Genomic DNA, 16,516 nt, shown 5'->3' on the forward strand with positions numbered 1-16,516 from the left:
CGGCTACCAGGATAAGCACAGGAAAAGGTTGCAGGCTTTCGTCGCAATAGATGGGCAGTGCCCGATGTCATGAAATTGTCCCCGATCCCGGATACTGGTCTAGTCCAGAATTGATTGGAGATTGATTATGGCGGATGCTGCCACATTCGGAGCGGATCGGGAAAGCGGAAGCAAGGCCCGGTTTTCCAGAACGATCGCCGCAACTGTGGCGCTCCTCGGCTCAGTGCTGCCCGTCAGCCATGCCGAAGCCAGTGACCAGCCCGCGCCAGTTGCTGCCGCGCTTCGACCTTTGGCCGAATGGACCTTCGAACCTGACAATGCCTTGCCGAGGCGAGCTGACCCGGCGCCGAAGCGAGAAACACCGCCTTTACCCTTGATCTCGACGGAACGCACAATGCCAGTTCTTTCCGGCATGCGGGCGACGGAACGCCGAGTACTGGACGCTGAACCGCGCGGAGAAGCCTTCACGGTGGAACTCTGGCTGCTCGACCACGTCAATCAGCGCATCGGCGCGCTGATCGACAGCGGCCAGCCGCGTCCCGACTGGGCGCTTGGCTATATCTCGGGCGAGGCGTTGTTTGGCCCGGTACGTGCGGATGGTATGCCGCTGCTGAAGGCAGAGACCGGCGAGGGATACAAGCGCCGCTGGCATCACGTCGTGGGCGTGCGAGACGGAGCGCGCTGGACGCTCTATGTGGACGGAGTCGTCAAGGGGCAGGCGGAGCTTCCCGCCAACGCAGTTTCCGACGCCTCGTTGCAACTGAGCGGCTTCTTCGAGGCGGAGCGCTTCATGCGCTTGGACGATCTGGTCAAGGCTGCGGCCATTTACGGTCGTGCACTTGGCGCGGCGGAGGTCAAGGCCGCATTCGATCGCCGCACACGGCTCGTCGAGGAAGGCTGGCTGACCGATAAGGCGCTCCATTTCACTCAGCCCCCTTATCTCAATACGCCGACGACCAGGTCGATCGAGCTTTCGTGGGAAACCAATCGTCCGGTCGCAACCACCGTTGAGTGGGGGGAGACGGCCGATGCACTGCAATCGCGCCAGATACCGCACGATGGCAAACGGATCGGCGGACTACGCCTAGACGGGTTGAAGGTCGATACGCCGTATTTCTACCGCGTGACAGGCGTGGACACGCAAGGCAACGAAGTGCGATCCGGTCTTTTGTCATTCCGGACCGCGCCCCCGCCGGGAGCCGCCTTCACCATGGCGATCAGCGCCGACACCGAAGCGCGCACCCATATCAACCGACGGATGAGCGCGCTCATCTGGGAAGAGCGCCCCAATGTCCTGCTACTTGCCGGCGATCTCACCGATGGCGGTTCGCTCGAGCGCCGCTTTGAATGGACGCATGAGTATTTCGCCGGCATGGGGCCGCTGTTCGGCCGGGTGCCGGTGATAGCGGCACCCGGAAACGGTGAGAGCGAACTTCATTGGTTCCGCCACTATCACCGCCAGCCCGGCGACGAGGCGTTCTTCAACATCCGCTATGGTGACGCCGAAATTTTCGTCATCGACAGCAATCTCGAAGATCGCGAAAAGCGCGAGCCTGGCTTCCGCGCGCGGCAGAGAGCCTGGCTGGACCAGGCGCTCGCTTCGTCGACCGCGAAATGGAAGATCGCCATGCATCATCATGCGCTGAGGTCCACCGACGAGGACGATTATGGCGATAGCTGGACTGGCGTGTCGCACGGCGGCGATCCGGTGGTAACGGCGGAACTCGAGCCGATATACGAGAAGCACTCAGTCGACCTCGTCATTGTCGGTCACCTCCATACCTACGAGCGCAGCTGGCCGATCAGGGGCGGCAAGATCGATATGGCGAATGGCATCACTTATGTGCAGGTGGGAGGCATGGGCGGAAACCTGGAGGATTTCCAGCCGACCAAGCCGGGCTTCAACCGCAAGACCTTTCGTGACCATCATTATCTGATGCTGCGCGGCGCGGGGGACCGGCTTGAGGCCGAAGCGATAGATGCCGATGGCCATCTGCGCGACACCTTCACCATTACCAAGTAGTGCATCTGTTCCGAACTTCGCGCAGGGCTTCCGGTTGAAATTATTGGTATAGTCCAATAAGTCATCCGTCTGCGCCAGAGCTTTTGCCCCTTGCGTCGGCCAGCGCTTCCACATCTTCCAGATTGGGCTCGGATCAGATGATCGATAAAATATTCAATATAATCAACCAATTCGGACGTCTCACCTATGGCGAGGATATCACCCAGCTCGAGCACGCGCTGCAATGCGCCCAACTCGCGCGCGAAGACCGGGCGCCCGATACGCTGATCGCTGCCGCATTGCTGCATGATATCGGGCAGTTCATCGACGATGCCGGAAATGCAGCGGAGCAGCGCGGTATCGATGCCCGACACGAGGTCATCGGCGCGGCCTTTCTCGCCACCGCTTTCCCGGACGGCGTGACCGAACCTGTCAGGATGCATGTCGAGGCGAAGCGCTATCTCTGTGCGTCGGAGCCCGGCTACCGTTCAGCGCTGAGCCGCGCATCGGAACTCAGTCTCCAGCTTCAGGGCGGCCCGATGACTGCGGCGGAGGCGAGCGCTTTTGCACAGGCACGTTTCTTCGAGGAAGCGATCAGGTTGCGGCGCTATGATGACACCGGAAAGCGCAAGAACTGGGTGGTTTCCGAACTCGAATCCTACCGCCCCCTCCTTGAGCGGCTGATTGGCGATCGCGCCGCGCGCGAAACACTGGGCGGGCGCAACTAGCGCGTTCGGACGCGCCGCATGCTCCTCCATCCCGCATAGTGAACGGAGCGCTCCAGCCAGGGAACGCCAGACTGCCGATTCACGAGGCACCCACCGAGACCAGCAACCTGTCAGATGCTGTTCGCGCAGCTGTGCGAACTAAGGCCGGCATCCTGTCTGACATGCTTCAGCATTTCTCTCGCAAGCGCAGCATATGTAATCACCGTGTCATGACATTCTGGCCTATACCAGATGACCGCTTGAAGGTGATTCGGATTTTAGCCGGCGATCCTGAACCGATCGGTCAGTTCGAGGGATTTATTCAAGGGAACCGATCATGCAATCGACCAGGCCGTCGGCCGTGCGCTCAGCCTTTCACCTATCCGCGTCCTGCGCCGCGCTTGCGGCAGCCTGCGTCCCTGCAATCGGCCATGCCGAAGATGCAGCGCCGGGCGAGACTATCGTCGTTACCGGTCAGCGGCTCAGCACAGAAACCGCGATCGGCGCCAAACGAACCGCGGATAATGTCGTGGACGTCATATCGGCGGACGATCTGGGCAAGTTGCCCGATGCCAATGTGGCAGACTCGCTCGCACGCATCCCAGGGCTCTCGGTGATCGTCAACCAGGACACCGGTGAGGGGGAATATGTCACGGTACGCGGGCTCGCGGGCACCTATAATGCGGTGTCGATCAATGGCGTACGCGTCGCGCAAACCAACCCCGACAGCCGCGACGTATCCCTGACCGTTCTCCCCCCCAACGGCCTTGCCGAGGTCCGCGTGACCAAGACGCTCACACCCGACCTGGATGGCGATGCCATTGGCGGCACCATCAATTTCCGGACGCCGACCGCCTTCGATTTCAAGGATTCCACGATCATCCGCCTTTACGGTGCCGCAGGCATCAACCAGCAGGCGGACAAGGCCGGTGAGAAGGCCGGTAGCTACCAGATCCAGGGCGACTTTGGTACCCGTTTTGCCGACGACCGCTTCGGCATTTTTGTTTCCGCCAATTATGGCGTGTCGCATGGCAATGGCCAGGAGACCGAGAACGATGGTGAGTGGGAGCCTTATAACTGGCGCAAGGACGCCGAAGAGATCATCGATGAAAGCAACATGCACCTTCCCGGCATCGACCTTGACTACCGGCGCCTCAAGCAGACCCGTTATGGCGGGAACATCTCCCTCGACTATCGCGGCGACGCGACCCTGCTTTACCTGCGGGGCCAGTATTCACGGCAGGAGCAACGCGGGACGAACGACCTCACCGATTATCGCAACCGCCCGACAGCGCGGCTGACCCAGGTCGACATCGAGGACCGCAACCTTGCGCAGCCCGATGCGATGATCGTCGGCGAAGATCCGGTCAAGGGCAAGATCTACGGCTATACCACCGCGCAGATCGTCGATCGCGACGGCGATGGGAGGATCACCGATGCCGACACGGGGACCAATGGATACTGGTCGCTGAACGGCCGCTCTGGCGTATGGAATCCGAAACAGTTCCAGTTCGCCCGCAATTTCGAAACGATCAATCTCGACCAGACCCTGTATACGGTCAACGCCGGTGGCAGCAGCCAGTTGGGCAAGCTGTCACTGGAGTATGATCTCAGCTATTCGGGCGGAGAACGAAGCAATCCCGACAGCTATTCGATCAGCTATGGCTGCGATCAATGCGCCTGGCCACTTAATGCGACAGGCATTGACTGGGTGTCGAGCAATCCCCGCTTTCCCAAGGCCGGGCTGCCCGCCTTCGCCCGCTTCGTCGAAACGGATTCCTCGCTTCTCCTCTTCGACGGCGCCTCGCACGAGCGCAGCAAGCAGACCGATAACCGCATCGCCTTCCGGCTGGACGGACGATATGATGTCGGCGGTGTGCTCGACCATGTGAAGGTGGGCGCCAAGTTCATGCGGTCGAAACGGAAATATGACAGCACCCGGCTATACGATGGCGACTTCGCCGGAACCCCGCTCGACGGGCTCAACCTCGATCAGTCGGGGCTGGTCGAGAAGGAAGTCACCAGTATGCTGGGCGGGCAATATTATTATGGCGACGTCTTTAGCCGGGAGGCCGTGATCGCGGCGATCAGGGCGGCCGAACAGGTCAATCCTTTCGCTCCCGACGACACGGATCAACTGGCGGACGACAAGCGGTCGACCGAGAAGGTCTACGCTGCCTATGCGCTGGCCAATTTCGATTTCGATACGCTAAGAGTGATCGTCGGCACCCGCATGGAACGCCGCGAGACGCATAATGTGTTCTGGTCGGACGATGGCGCCAACAGCGGTTTCGACACGACCGATCGCGGGTATACTGTCCTGCTTCCCAGCGTGAACGCCATCTGGCGCCCCTCGCCGAAAGCCACGGTGCGTGCCGCGATCTGGACGGGCTATTCCCCGCCCGAATATGGATATATCTCTGCCGGACAAAGCGTCACCCGCGAACCCGGGACTGGCGAGATCATCGCGATCAGCCGCGGCAATCCTGACCTCAAGGCGGCAAGGGCACTGAACCTCGATTTGTCGGCGGAATATTATCCCGATTCCTCGAGCATCATCTCAGCAACCGCCTACTACAAGCGCATCCGCAATTTCATCTTCACCAACGGCAGCGAGGTTCCGGCAACAACGCCGAACGGCTCGATCGAGATCACCCAGCCACAGAATGGTGAGACGGCCAAGGTCTATGGCATGGAGTTCAATTTCATAAAGTCGCTGCAAGGACTACCCGAGCCGTTCGACGGTTTCGGGATCGAGGCCAACCTGACCGTGCAGCACAGCGAGGCAGAAACGGGTCTGCCCTATCGAAAGGGGCGCCCGATCCGCCTCATCAACACACCGCACCTGATGTACAATGCGGCGCTGACGTTCCAGAAATATGGAATCGAGGCGAAGCTGTCCTACAATTATCGCGGCAAGTTCATCGAGGATATGCGCGACAATGCGGTCGACAAATGGGTCCGCCCCAACAAGAGCCTCGATTTCCACTCGCGCTTCCATCTGACCGACCAGTTTGCGGTCGATTTCGATGTCGCCAATATCCTTGGCGGCTGGAAATACTGGACCACCAAGGGTGACAACCCTTCCTATATGAAAGACTATATGGAGCCGGGCCGCACCTTCCTGATGCGCGCCAGCTACGTGTTCTGACATGAGCCGGCCGCCATCCGCTATCTGGCGGGTGGCGGCCCGGCATTGCGCCTTGACCGCCCCGGACCCGGGCGGCAAAGCTTCGCCATGCGACAAAGCGCTGACATGATCCCCATGGAGGGCACGCCGGGCGAAGCGGCCGGGCCGCAATATCTGGCGCTGCGGGATCAGATCGCGTTCAATATCGAGATCGGCAAGCTGCCGGCGGGTTCCCGGCTTCCGTCGGAGCGGCAGTTCCAAACCAGTGCCGGCTTCGCGCGGGGCACCATCCGGCAGGCGCTGGCGCAGCTCGAAGCCGAAGGGCTGATCTACCGTCGCGACAGATCAGGCTGGTATGTCTCCCCGCCCGCCATCACCTATGATCCCACGCGCTGGGCGGGCTTCATGGCCTATGTCACCGAACAGGGCCGCATGCCCGCCACGATAACGCTGGCCAAATCAAGCATCAACGCGAACGCCGCGCTGGCCGACATATTCCGCGTCGCCCCGGGTTCGCCGCTCCACGTGATCGAGCGGATGCGGACGATCGACGGAAGACCTGTGCTCGTTGAACGGATCACCGTCGATCCCGCGCTCGCGCCCGGCCTGCTCGATCACGATCTCGATGGCTCGCTGACGCAGATCCTCAAGCACAAATATGGCGTCGTCGTCGCGCGCAATCGTGTCGACATGCGGCCCTGCGCGCTGGCAAAGGAGGCCGCTGAAACGCTGGGCACCAAGCCGGGCGCGCCCAGCCTGATGGTGGTGCGGACGAGTTTCGACGAAAAGGGGCGCGTGGTCGAGTATGATCAGGAATATTGGCGCCACGACGCCATCCGTATCCACGTCGACCTGTCGGTACGCGGCGAACTGGACGCCTGATCACGGAACCCGCACATCCAGCGGAGAACCTATCGGCAAATGGCCCAGCGCCTCGGGCAGGTCGGCCACGGTGGCGATGACCAGATGGGCTCCCGCCGTCATCAGCCGATCGGTCGCGCGTGCGATTAGCCTTTGCCGTTCGTCTGGCGGCAGCATGGTGAGCGCCTGAGCGGTCAGGCCGATCTCGTTGCCGCTGGCCGCCACCCCGACCGTCCACATGCCCGCCGCCCGGCCTTCGGCGATGCCGACCTCGGTGTCATCGACCTTGACACAGGCGTAGGCGGGCCAGGCACCCAGTTCGACAAGGTTCTTCCAGGCCATGAGCGGAGAAGGACGCCCCTCAGGCGTTTCCCCGGCGCATACGACATGGTCGGGCCGGTAGCCCTGCTCCGCCGCGTAAGGCAGGATCGCCTCCATCATTGCGCGTGTATAACCGGTGCAGGAGCCGACCTTCACGCCGGCACGTTGCAGGCCGCACGCCACTTCCGCCGCGCCGGGGACCAGGATGGCGCATTCGCGTGCGGCCTCGATCATAGCGGGACCGATCGCTTCGAACAGTATTCGGGCGTCCTGGGGCGTCGCCTCGCTCCCCTTAGTCTCCGACCAGGCCTGGGCGATGCGCGGCTTGGCGAGCAGGCGGGCGATATGATCCCACTTCGCCCGGCCCATGTCCTCGTGCGCTTCCGCCTCGGTGATCGGCACGCCATGTTCGGCGAAGGTCTGGCATAGTGCGATCACCGGCGCCCGGCTGCCGAAATCGATCATCGTGCCGGCCCAGTCAAAGATCACCGCCCGGAGGGCGTCGGGAAAGGGAAAACGGGATTCCATCATATCGGTCAGTCCTCGAAGATTGAAGAAACCACATCCTCCGCCAGCGCGAAGCCGGTCGAAGCGCCCGTGCCACTCGTCACCACCACCAGCCGTACGCCGGGCAACGGCTCGTGTATGATGCTGTGGTCGGGACCGCTGGCATAAGTGCCCGTCCACCGCTCGACGACGGGTAGCGCACCGCCGAACAGCGCGGCGAACTGGCGCAGGATCGCTGCGTCGACGGCTGCGGACGAGAAGGGTTCCGGGGTCGGCGCATAGATGTGGCTGTCCCCGACGACGAGCGATCCATCCGCGCCTTGCACCACGATCAGATGGATGCCGTGATCCAGTTCATCGCGCGCTTCGCTCCGGAGGCGTTCTCTAAGCGGAGCGGATTCCGGCAGATCGGCGTAACCCAGATAGCGCACCATCGAGAGGTCGCTCATCACCGGGTTGGGCAACTGCCATCCAGGCGGGGCCAGGCGGAGCATCTGCAACTGGCAGCGTGTAATGCCCGCCTCCGCAAAGGAAGCAGGGAAGAGGCTAGACCAGTCGTCGCCGGGGCAGGCGATGATGCGAGGCGCCACGATGCGCTCGCCGTTGCTCAAAATGATCGCGCCCGGCTCGATCCGGCTGGCGGCGACGCCCCGGATGAAGCGCACATCCCAGGCGTCGTGCAGCCATTTTGCCAGCAGGGGGATGGCGCTGCGCGACTCTACCCGCAGGTCCGCGCTGGACAGCAGCGCCGCGGTGATTTCGCCGCTCAGTTCAGGACAGTGGCGGCGTGCCTGTGCGGCTGTCAGGCGTTCGCAGCCCTCGCCCATCTCGGTAGCGGCAAAGGCGTCGATCACGATGGCGGCTTCGGCGCGCTGTGCAACCATCAGCAATCCCTGCTGCTCGATCGAGATTCCGGCGCGCGGGGCGATGTCGCGCCAGATCGCGGCGCTGCGGCGCGCGAGAGCCCACACCCGCCCGCGCTGCTGTCCGGTCACGGTGACAAAGCCGAAATTGCGTATCGAGGCTCCGTTTGCCTGCGCGTCGCGATCGACGACAAGGACCCGCTTTCCCTTCTTTGCCGCCGCAAGCGCATGGGCCAGGCCGACGATCCCGGCCCCGACAATGGCAAGGTCAGGCGGCGGATGGGCGAACATGGTGTTTCCCGACATGGAAATGGAACCAGGCAGCCGAACAGACGGTCAGCACCGCCACCGCGATGGCCGTGAGATAGGCGCAAGAAATATAGAAGGAGAGCCAGTCCATCGATGGGGCTGCCAGGCTTCGATACAGAAGCAAAGCAACGCTGCCGACATAGCCCGAACTGTCCGCGATATAGATCAGAAAACCAGCATTGCCCACATGGCCGAGTGCGGCGATCATGCGGTCAAACAGCATCGCGTTGAACGGCGTATAAGCGAGGTAGAGTCCGGCGCCGGTCAGGATCATATAGGAGAATGGCGCAAGCCATCCGTGCTGGAACGCCAGCGTTGAGAGGCCCAGCAGTAGCGCGCCGATCAGGATGATTCCGTGCATGGCCAACAGAGCCCGCATATTGTCGCGGATGAGCGTCAGCGCGCCCAGCGCGGTCAGAGCGACGATCATAACTGGCAGTTCGGAGGTGGAGAATACTGAAGCGATGCCACCCTGGCCCATGGCAATCCAGAGCTCGGCCGCGAAGTTGTCGCGGAAGTCCCGGATCGCGGTCAACAGAACATAGCCCGATACGAGCAGGAGCATGGCGACGCCATGGTTGCGGAGGAAACTTGCACGCTCCCGCGCACGCATCGGGACGCGCGCTGTGCGCTCGGCGATGTCGCGGTCGTCGGGGGGCGGCATCCGCTCGAGCAACCACAGCGACAACAGGAGAAGCGGAAAGAAGAGAGCCCCCGTAACCGCCGGCATCCAGAATTCTCCTACGCCCCAGTCCATGACCAGGATCGCAACCGATTTGACGACACCCGACGAGAGGATGAAGCTCGCGCAGAGCAGCGCGCCCATCGCCTCGGATGCGCGGCGCCCTTCGACATAGCTGAACACCAGGCCCCAGATCATGCCGAGTGGCAGTCCGTTCAGGAACAGAAAGCCGATGTTCCATGGTGCGGGCACGGCCCCGAACAGGATGAGCGCGAGCCAGGAGATGCCAATCAGGGTCAGAATAGCGCCCGCCCGCCCGGTCCGCCCGAACTCGGCGATCATACGGATGCCAATCAGCTTGGATAGCGCGTAGCCCAGAACCTGGGCGATCAGCAGCGTCGTCTTGTAATCGAGATCGAGGAGTAGAGCGGGCTGGTCAGCGAATGTCGCCGCGGCGAATGGCTTGCGAAAGGCATACATCGAGAAATAGGCGCAAAATGCCGCCGCGGCTCCCGCGCCGAGCGAAACGATTGTCGTTCGCGGAGCTTTTCCGATTCGTTCAAACACGTCATATCCAGATTAGTGAAGTTAATCTGGTATGGACCAGTTTTGGGTCAGGTTGGTGACATGTTCATCGTTTATCTGATCGGAGCGCAGTCCTTGTCGGAGCGCAGTCCTTGGCACCGAACATTTCCGCCGCGAATGCCGCTCGCATCATCGCCATTGTCTTCCGGCGATACCAGCAGAGGCTGATCATCAATACCGGCGAACAGATCTCGCCTCTATAACCTTACAACCGGTTGCCACTCGGGACGGCCACACAATAATCCCTCGTTCGGGGAGGCTCAGGTGGAACGAGACCATGCTGTGTTTCGGCTGTTCAGACAATGGCCATCCTCGGTCCGTTCGCCTGAATCCGTCAGGGCCGACCAGACTTCGGGGATGGCGTCGATTGCGGAGTATGTGGGTCACGCTTTGGCCATGACGGCTCCCTCGATCACGACACCGCTGGTGGCATATTTTCATAGATCGGCCCGCGTTCAGGCCGGTCACCGGCAAACATTGACCCATTGGGCTTTGGTGATCGCGGCCATCCGGTCAGGCTCGATCCGCAAAGCTGCGTTCGTGGCGCCCGCCGCCGGAATGACGACGGCAAACAGGCGCAGGCTTTCATCGCAATAGACCGGCAGGGCCGATGCAAGGCCAAACGGGCAGACGCCACCCACAGGGTGTCCCGTGATCGTCTCGACCTCTTCCCGGCCCAGCATTTTGACCTTGCCGCCGAACGCCGCCTTTGCCTTGCCATTGTCGAGACGCGCGTCTCCCGCAGTGACCAGCAGCACGACGCGCTCGCCGACCCGCAAGGAGAGCGTCTTGGCGATCTGCGCGGGTTCCACCCCATGGGCGGCGGCCGCTTCAGCGACCGTCGCCGTGCTGGCCTGCGTTTCGAGGATTTCTATATCCGGGGCATGGGCAGCCATGAACGCCTTCACACTTTCCAAACTCATTCTCTTTGCCGGCCTTTCTTCATGGGAAGTTTGTGATCGCGATTGGCTTTGAACGAGCGGCGCGCGTGCAGCAATCGTCATAAGGCTCAATGGAAGTTACGTGACTTCACCCTGAGCGCGCCCTCATGTCGATCTGCGCCACGAAGGCCGGCCATGGGCGGCGGCCGTTCACGAGGATCGTCCGTCGCACCGAAGCGCGCGCCAACGCCGCGCCCGCCGGGTTTTGGGAAGGCATCTCCCAACTCGCTGAGACTGGACAGCAAGGGCGTGAGATCGAACAGCTTCGCGCAGATCAGATGGATGACATCGCCCTCGCGCTGGATGCGTCCCTGAATGCCAAGCATCGCGCTGGTCAGGACGATCCGCCGCTGCTTCTCATAGAGGTCCGGCCAGACGACGAGATTGGCGATGCCGGTTTCGTCCTCGATGGTGATGAAGGTGACGTTCTTCGCCGATCCGGGGCGCTGCCGGACCAGCACCAGCCCGGCGGTCCGAACCGGGCGACCGTCCTTCAGCGCATGGGCATCGGCGCAGGACAGGAAGCGTTGGCGCGCCAGTTCTCCGCGCAGGAAAGCAAGCGGATGCCGGCGCAGGGTCAGGCCGGTATGGCGATAATCCTCCACCACCTCGCGGCCCGCCGTCATGGCCTTCAGCCGGACGGCTTCCTCGACGATCTCGGCGGGCGGGCGCCCGTCGTCGCTCGCGCTCGCCGCGAACAGCGGTAGCGGCTCATCGCGTTGCGCCTTGATCGCCCACAGCGCCTCGCGCCGTTCTTGCCCGAACGCAGGGCGGAACGCATCCGCTTCCGCCAGCTTCACCAGCGCGGCCGCAGGCACGCCGGCGCGGCGCCACAGGTCATCAATATCCCGGAACGGCTGTTCGGCACGGGCCGCGACGATGGCGGCGGCTTGGGCGTTGGCGAGGCCGGAGACCCGGTTGAACCCGAGCCGGATCGCGAAACGGTCATCGCCAGTCGGCTCCAGCGTGCAGTCCCAGCGCGAGGCGTTGACGCAGACGGGCCGCACCTCGACGCCGTGGCTCTGGGCATCGCGCACGATTTGCGCAGGTGCGTAGAAACCCATCGGCTGACTGTTGAGCAGCGCGGCGCAGAAGACATCGGGGTGCCAGCATTTGAGCCAGGCGCTGGCATAGGCGATCAGCGCAAAGCTGGCGGCATGGGATTCCGGGAACCCATAGCTGCCGAACCCTTCGAGCTGGCCGATGATCTTCCCGGCGAACTCTTGCGTATAACCGCGCTCGATCATCCCGCTCATCAGCCGCTCGCGGAAATGGGCCACGCCGCCGGTATGCTTGAACGTCGCCATCGCGCGGCGGAGCTGGTCGGCCTCGGCGGCGCTGAACCCGGCGCAGACCATCGCGACCTGCATCGCCTGTTCCTGAAACAGCGGAACGCCAAGCGTTTTGCCCAGTACCTTCTCCAGTTCGGGTGTCGGGAAGTCGACCTTCTCCTCGCCCTCGCGTCGCCGCAGATAGGGATGCACCATGTCGCCCTGGATCGGGCCGGGCCGGACGATCGCGACCTGGATGACCAGATCATAATAGGTGCGTGGGCGCATGCGCGGCAGCATCGCCATCTGCGCTCTGGATTCGATCTGGAACGTGCCGAGCGTGTCGGCCTTGCGGATCATCGCATAGGTGCGCGGATCTTCCGCCGGGATCGACGCGAGATCGAGATCGACGCCCTTATGCCCGCGCAGCAGGTCGAACCCGCGCCGCATGGCCGAGAGCATCCCCAGCGCCAGCACATCGACCTTCATCATCTTCAGCGCATCGACATCGTCCTTGTCCCATTCGATCACCTGCCGGTCTTCCATCGCCGCCGGTTCGATTGGCACCAGTTCGTCGAGCCGGTCCTCGGTCAGCACGAAGCCGCCGGGATGCTGCGAGAGATGGCGCGGGGTGCCGATCAGCTGGCGGGCAAGATCGAGGGTCAGCCGGAGGCGTCGATCGTCAAGATTGAGGTTCAGTTCCTCGGCGTGCTTGGGCTCGGCGCCTTCGGTCGACCAGCCCCAGATCTGCGAGGACAGCAGGCTGATCATGTCCTCGGGCAGGCCCATCGCCTTGCCGACGTCGCTCAGCGCGCCCTTGGCGCGGTAGCGGATCACGGTCGAGCACAGCGCGGCGCGGGTTCTGCCATAGGTATCATAGACCCACTGGATGACTTCCTCACGGCGCTGGTGCTCGAAATCGACATCGATGTCGGGCGGCTCGCGCCGTTCCTCGCTGACGAACCGCTCGAACAGCAGGTTGTTGCGCGAGGGATCGATCGAGGTGATGCCGAGTACATAGCAGACCGCGCTGTTGGCGGCCGAGCCACGCCCCTGGCAGAGGATGCCCTGCGAGCGCGCAAAGCGGACGATCGAATCCACCGTCAGGAAATAGGGCGCATAATCGAGGCTCTCGATCAGCCCCAGTTCGTGCCGCAGGGTTGCGGCAACCTCATCGGGCAGGCCTTCGGGGAAACGCTCGGCCACGCCTTCCCATGTGCGCTTCTCCAGTGTCGCCTGCGCGGTCAGGCCATCGTCAACCACTTCATGCGGATATTGATAGGCCAGCTCGTCGAGGCTGAACCGGCAGCGCTCGGCCAGTTCGAGCGAACGCGCCACGGCTTCGGGCCACAGGCGGAACAGCCGGGCCATTTCTTCCGGGGGCTTCAGGTAACGGTCGGCATGGCGGTTCTTCGCGAACCCCACATCGTCAATGGTGCGGCCCTCGCGGATGCAGGTCATCACATCCTGAAGCATCCGGCGGTCGGGCGCATGGAACAGCACGTCATTGGTCGCGACCGTCGGCACGCCCGCCTGCGCCGCCATGTTCACCAGATCGTGCAGCCGCAGGAAATCACGCGGACGGCGGCGCAGGGTCAGCGCCATGTAGCAGCAGCCCGGAAAAGCGATGCGAGGCGGCGCAGGCGCATGGCGGTCAGGTCATCCGCGGCATCGGGGACGAGCATGGCGATCAGGCCTTCGCCCCAATCGGCGAGATCATCCCAATGGAGTTCGCACTTCGCCTTGCCGGCGCGGGCCTTGCCGACCGACAGCATCCGGCAGAGCCGGGCATAGGCCGGGCGATCGGTGGGGTAGACGAGGATGTCGGTGCCATCGGTGAGGATCAGCCGGCAGCCGACCGGGACGCCTGATCGGCCGGACGAAGGGCGGTATGAACACCAAGCTTCATGCCGTGACCGATGCGAACGGTCGCCCGATCAGCTTCTTCATGACCGCCGGGCAGGTCAGCGATTATACGGGCGCGGCCGCCTTGCTCGACAGCCTGCCCAAGGCACAATGGATGCTGGCCGACCGAGGCTATGATGCCGACTGGTTCCGTGACGCCTTGCAGGAAAAGGGCATCACGCCCTGCATCCCGGGCCGGAAAATACGAAACAAGACCGTCAAATACGACAAGCGCCGCTACAAACGCCGCAACCGTATCGAGATCATGTTCGGTCGCCTGAAAGACTGGCGGCGGGTCGCAACCCGTTACGATCGGTGCCCGAAGGCCTTCTTCTCCGCCGTCGCTCTCGCCGCGACCGTCATATTCTGGCTCTGATCAATGAGTCCTGACCCTAGCAAAAAACTAGCCTTTTCAACTCTATAGCTTTCTTATTTACGCCTCCAGCGGAAATACCAGACCTCATGCCCCTGTGCGCGCGCCTTGGCTTCATATCGCGTCTCGGGCCAGCCGCCCGGGCGGACGAGAAAGTCCTTCGCCTCCTTTGCCAGCCATTCGAACTGGTGGCGGTGACGCCGCATTATCATGAGCGCGTGGGCGAGGTAGACGGGATGGTCGGTGCCAAAACGGAACTCCCCGCCGGCTTTTAGTTTCGCTGCAATCAGATCGACTGGACCGTCGTTCATCATCCGCCGCTTCGCGTGGCGCGCCTTCGGCCAGGGGTCGGGGTGGAGCAGATAGGCGAAGGAGAGGGCGCCGTCGGGGATGCGGCGCAGGACTTCCAGCGCGTCTCCGTGATGGATGCGAATATTGGCAAGCGGCGGGTGCGCGCCATGATCGCCGCTGACGTGGACCAGGGCCTGCGCGACACCGTTGAGGAAAGGCTCGGCACCGATAAATCCATGATCGGGCAGCATGTCCGCGCGCGCTGCCATATGCTCGCCGCCGCCAAAGCCGATCTCGAAATGCAATGGGCATGCCTGCCCGAACAAGCGCTCCGCCGACACTTCGCCTTCCTCGGGCACGGCAATCTGCGGAAGCAGATGGTCGACAAGATCCTGCTGTCCCGCGCGCAGGGGCTTCCCCTTGGCGCGGCCGTAGAGACGGTTCAGTGTGGTCGGGTCGCCGGACTTGTAAGCGGTCATGGCGCGCGCCCTAGCGTTCGAGGACCCGGGCGGCAAGCGCCCCGGCACTCTGTCAGGCGAAGGCCGCCTTCAGCTTGTCGGTCAGGTCCGTGCGCTCCCACGGAAAAGCGTCGCCGTGCGCCTGGCGGCCGAAATGCCCATAGGCGGCGGTCTGCCGGTAGATCGGCTTGTTGAGGCCGAGGTGGGTGCGGATGCCCTTCGGCGTCAGGCGGACCAGTTGCGGAATCAGCTGTTCGAGCGATGCTTCGGTCACGCCGTTGGCGGCCGTGCCATGGAGGTCGACATAGACCGACAGCGGCTCGGCGACGCCGATCGCATAGGAAAGCTGGATGGTGCAACGTCGCGCGAGCCCTGCTGCAACGATATTCTTGGCAAGATAACGCGTGATATAGGCGGCCGAGCGGTCGACCTTGGTCGGGTCCTTGCCACTGAACGCGCCGCCGCCGTGCGGGCTCGCACCCCCGTAGGTGTCGACGATGATCTTGCGCCCCGTCAGCCCGGCATCACCGTCGGGCCCGCCGATCTCGAAGCGCCCGGTCGGGTTGATGTGATAGACAGTGTTGGCAGTCAGCAGTTCGGCGGGCAGTACCTCGGCAACCACGCTCTTCACATAGTCGCGAAGCGTCGCATATTTTGCCTCATCGCCTTCACCATTGTGCCAGTAATATCCGGGCGCATGCTGGGTCGACACCACGATCGCGGTGGCCTCGACCGGGCGCTCGTTGGCGTAACGAAGCGTGACCTGGCTCTTCGCATCCGGCTCGAGGAACGGCGCCTTGCCCGACTTGCGGTCCGCCGCCATGCGCTCCAGAATCTTGTGACTGTAATCGAGTGTAGCCGGCATGAGGTCGGGTGTCTCGTCCGAGGCGTAGCCGAACATGATGCCCTGGTCGCCGGCGCCTTCGTCCTTGTCGCCGCTTTCGTCGACGCCCTGCGCGATATGGGCCGACTGGCCGTGAAGGTTATTCTCGAAGCGCAGCGTTTGCCAATGAAAACCATCCTGCTCGTAGCCGATTTCCTTCACCGTCTTGCGGACGGTCGCCTCGATCTCTTCCAGCGCGCCGGGCGCCCATTTGCCATTTTCGTACACGCCTTTGCAGCGAATCTCGCCCGCCAGCACGACAAGCTGGGTGGTAGTCAGCGTCTCGCACGCGACACGCGCCTCGGAATCCTTCGACAGGAACAGGTCGACGATCGAATCCGAAATCTGGTCCGACACCTTGTCGGGGTGACCTTCGGACACGCTCTCGGACGTGAAAAGGAAGCTGTTGCGCATGGAGATGCCTTCT

Annotated in this window: 10 protein-coding genes and 2 pseudogenes; 5 read left to right on the top strand and 7 right to left on the bottom strand. The window is 62.9% G+C overall.

What is annotated here, in order from left to right:
* Positions 1–394: 394 nt before the first annotated feature.
* The 4 genes from LH20_RS01265 (at position 395) to LH20_RS01280 (ending at position 6,721) form a co-directional block, all read left to right on the top strand.
* A complete protein-coding gene (locus LH20_RS01265) occupies positions 395–2,023 on the top strand; it encodes a metallophosphoesterase (protein ID WP_158501083.1) in 1,629 nt (542 codons plus the stop codon).
* A 137-nt stretch (positions 2,024–2,160) separates the two neighbouring features.
* Entirely contained in the window at positions 2,161–2,730 is a 570-nt protein-coding gene (locus LH20_RS01270; RefSeq protein WP_053552662.1) for an HD domain-containing protein, read from the top strand.
* Between the two features lie 316 nt (positions 2,731–3,046).
* Entirely contained in the window at positions 3,047–5,860 is a 2,814-nt protein-coding gene (locus tag LH20_RS01275; RefSeq protein WP_053552663.1) for a TonB-dependent receptor, read from the top strand.
* An 87-nt stretch (positions 5,861–5,947) separates the two neighbouring features.
* Positions 5,948–6,721, top strand: coding sequence for a UTRA domain-containing protein (locus LH20_RS01280; protein ID WP_144423482.1), 774 nt, complete (start codon positions 5,948–5,950; stop codon positions 6,719–6,721).
* Here LH20_RS01280 and phnX read toward each other — a convergent pair whose 3' ends face one another.
* The 5 genes and pseudogenes from phnX to LH20_RS01305 all read right to left on the bottom strand — a co-directional run.
* The gene (gene phnX, locus LH20_RS01285) at positions 6,722–7,549 is read right to left on the bottom strand and encodes a phosphonoacetaldehyde hydrolase (RefSeq protein ID WP_053556003.1); all 828 of its coding nucleotides are present in this window, start codon (positions 7,547–7,549) and stop codon (positions 6,722–6,724) included.
* Positions 7,550–7,557: 8 nt separating this feature from the next.
* A complete protein-coding gene (locus LH20_RS01290; protein WP_053552664.1) occupies positions 7,558–8,682 on the bottom strand; it encodes a TIGR03364 family FAD-dependent oxidoreductase in 1,125 nt (374 codons plus the stop codon).
* Complete coding sequence (locus tag LH20_RS01295; protein WP_235527073.1) at positions 8,660–9,949, bottom strand: DUF5690 family protein; 1,290 nt, start codon at positions 9,947–9,949, stop codon at positions 8,660–8,662. Before LH20_RS01295 ends, LH20_RS01290 begins: the two co-directional genes overlap by 23 nt.
* 482 nt (positions 9,950–10,431) lie before the next feature.
* The gene (locus tag LH20_RS01300) at positions 10,432–10,890 is read right to left on the bottom strand and encodes a YbaK/EbsC family protein (protein WP_053552665.1); all 459 of its coding nucleotides are present in this window, start codon (positions 10,888–10,890) and stop codon (positions 10,432–10,434) included.
* An 86-nt stretch (positions 10,891–10,976) separates the two neighbouring features.
* Positions 10,977–14,038, bottom strand: a pseudogene (locus LH20_RS01305) (error-prone DNA polymerase); the annotation flags it as partial.
* A 2-nt stretch (positions 14,039–14,040) separates the two neighbouring features.
* On the opposite strand from LH20_RS01305, the pseudogene LH20_RS01310 reads away from it, so the two are divergent.
* Positions 14,041–14,460 (top strand): annotated as a pseudogene (locus LH20_RS01310) (IS5 family transposase); the annotation flags it as partial.
* A 53-nt stretch (positions 14,461–14,513) separates the two neighbouring features.
* On the opposite strand, the gene trmB reads toward LH20_RS01310, so the two are convergent.
* Both trmB and metK read right to left on the bottom strand, forming a co-directional pair.
* The gene (trmB, locus tag LH20_RS01315; protein ID WP_053552667.1) at positions 14,514–15,227 is read right to left on the bottom strand and encodes a tRNA (guanine(46)-N(7))-methyltransferase TrmB; all 714 of its coding nucleotides are present in this window, start codon (positions 15,225–15,227) and stop codon (positions 14,514–14,516) included.
* Positions 15,228–15,279: 52 nt separating this feature from the next.
* Entirely contained in the window at positions 15,280–16,503 is a 1,224-nt protein-coding gene (metK, locus tag LH20_RS01320) for a methionine adenosyltransferase (protein ID WP_053552668.1), read from the bottom strand.
* Positions 16,504–16,516 lie beyond the last annotated feature (13 nt).

The sequence above is a fragment of the Sphingopyxis sp. 113P3 genome, from assembly GCF_001278035.1.
Taxonomy (GTDB): domain Bacteria; phylum Pseudomonadota; class Alphaproteobacteria; order Sphingomonadales; family Sphingomonadaceae; genus Sphingopyxis.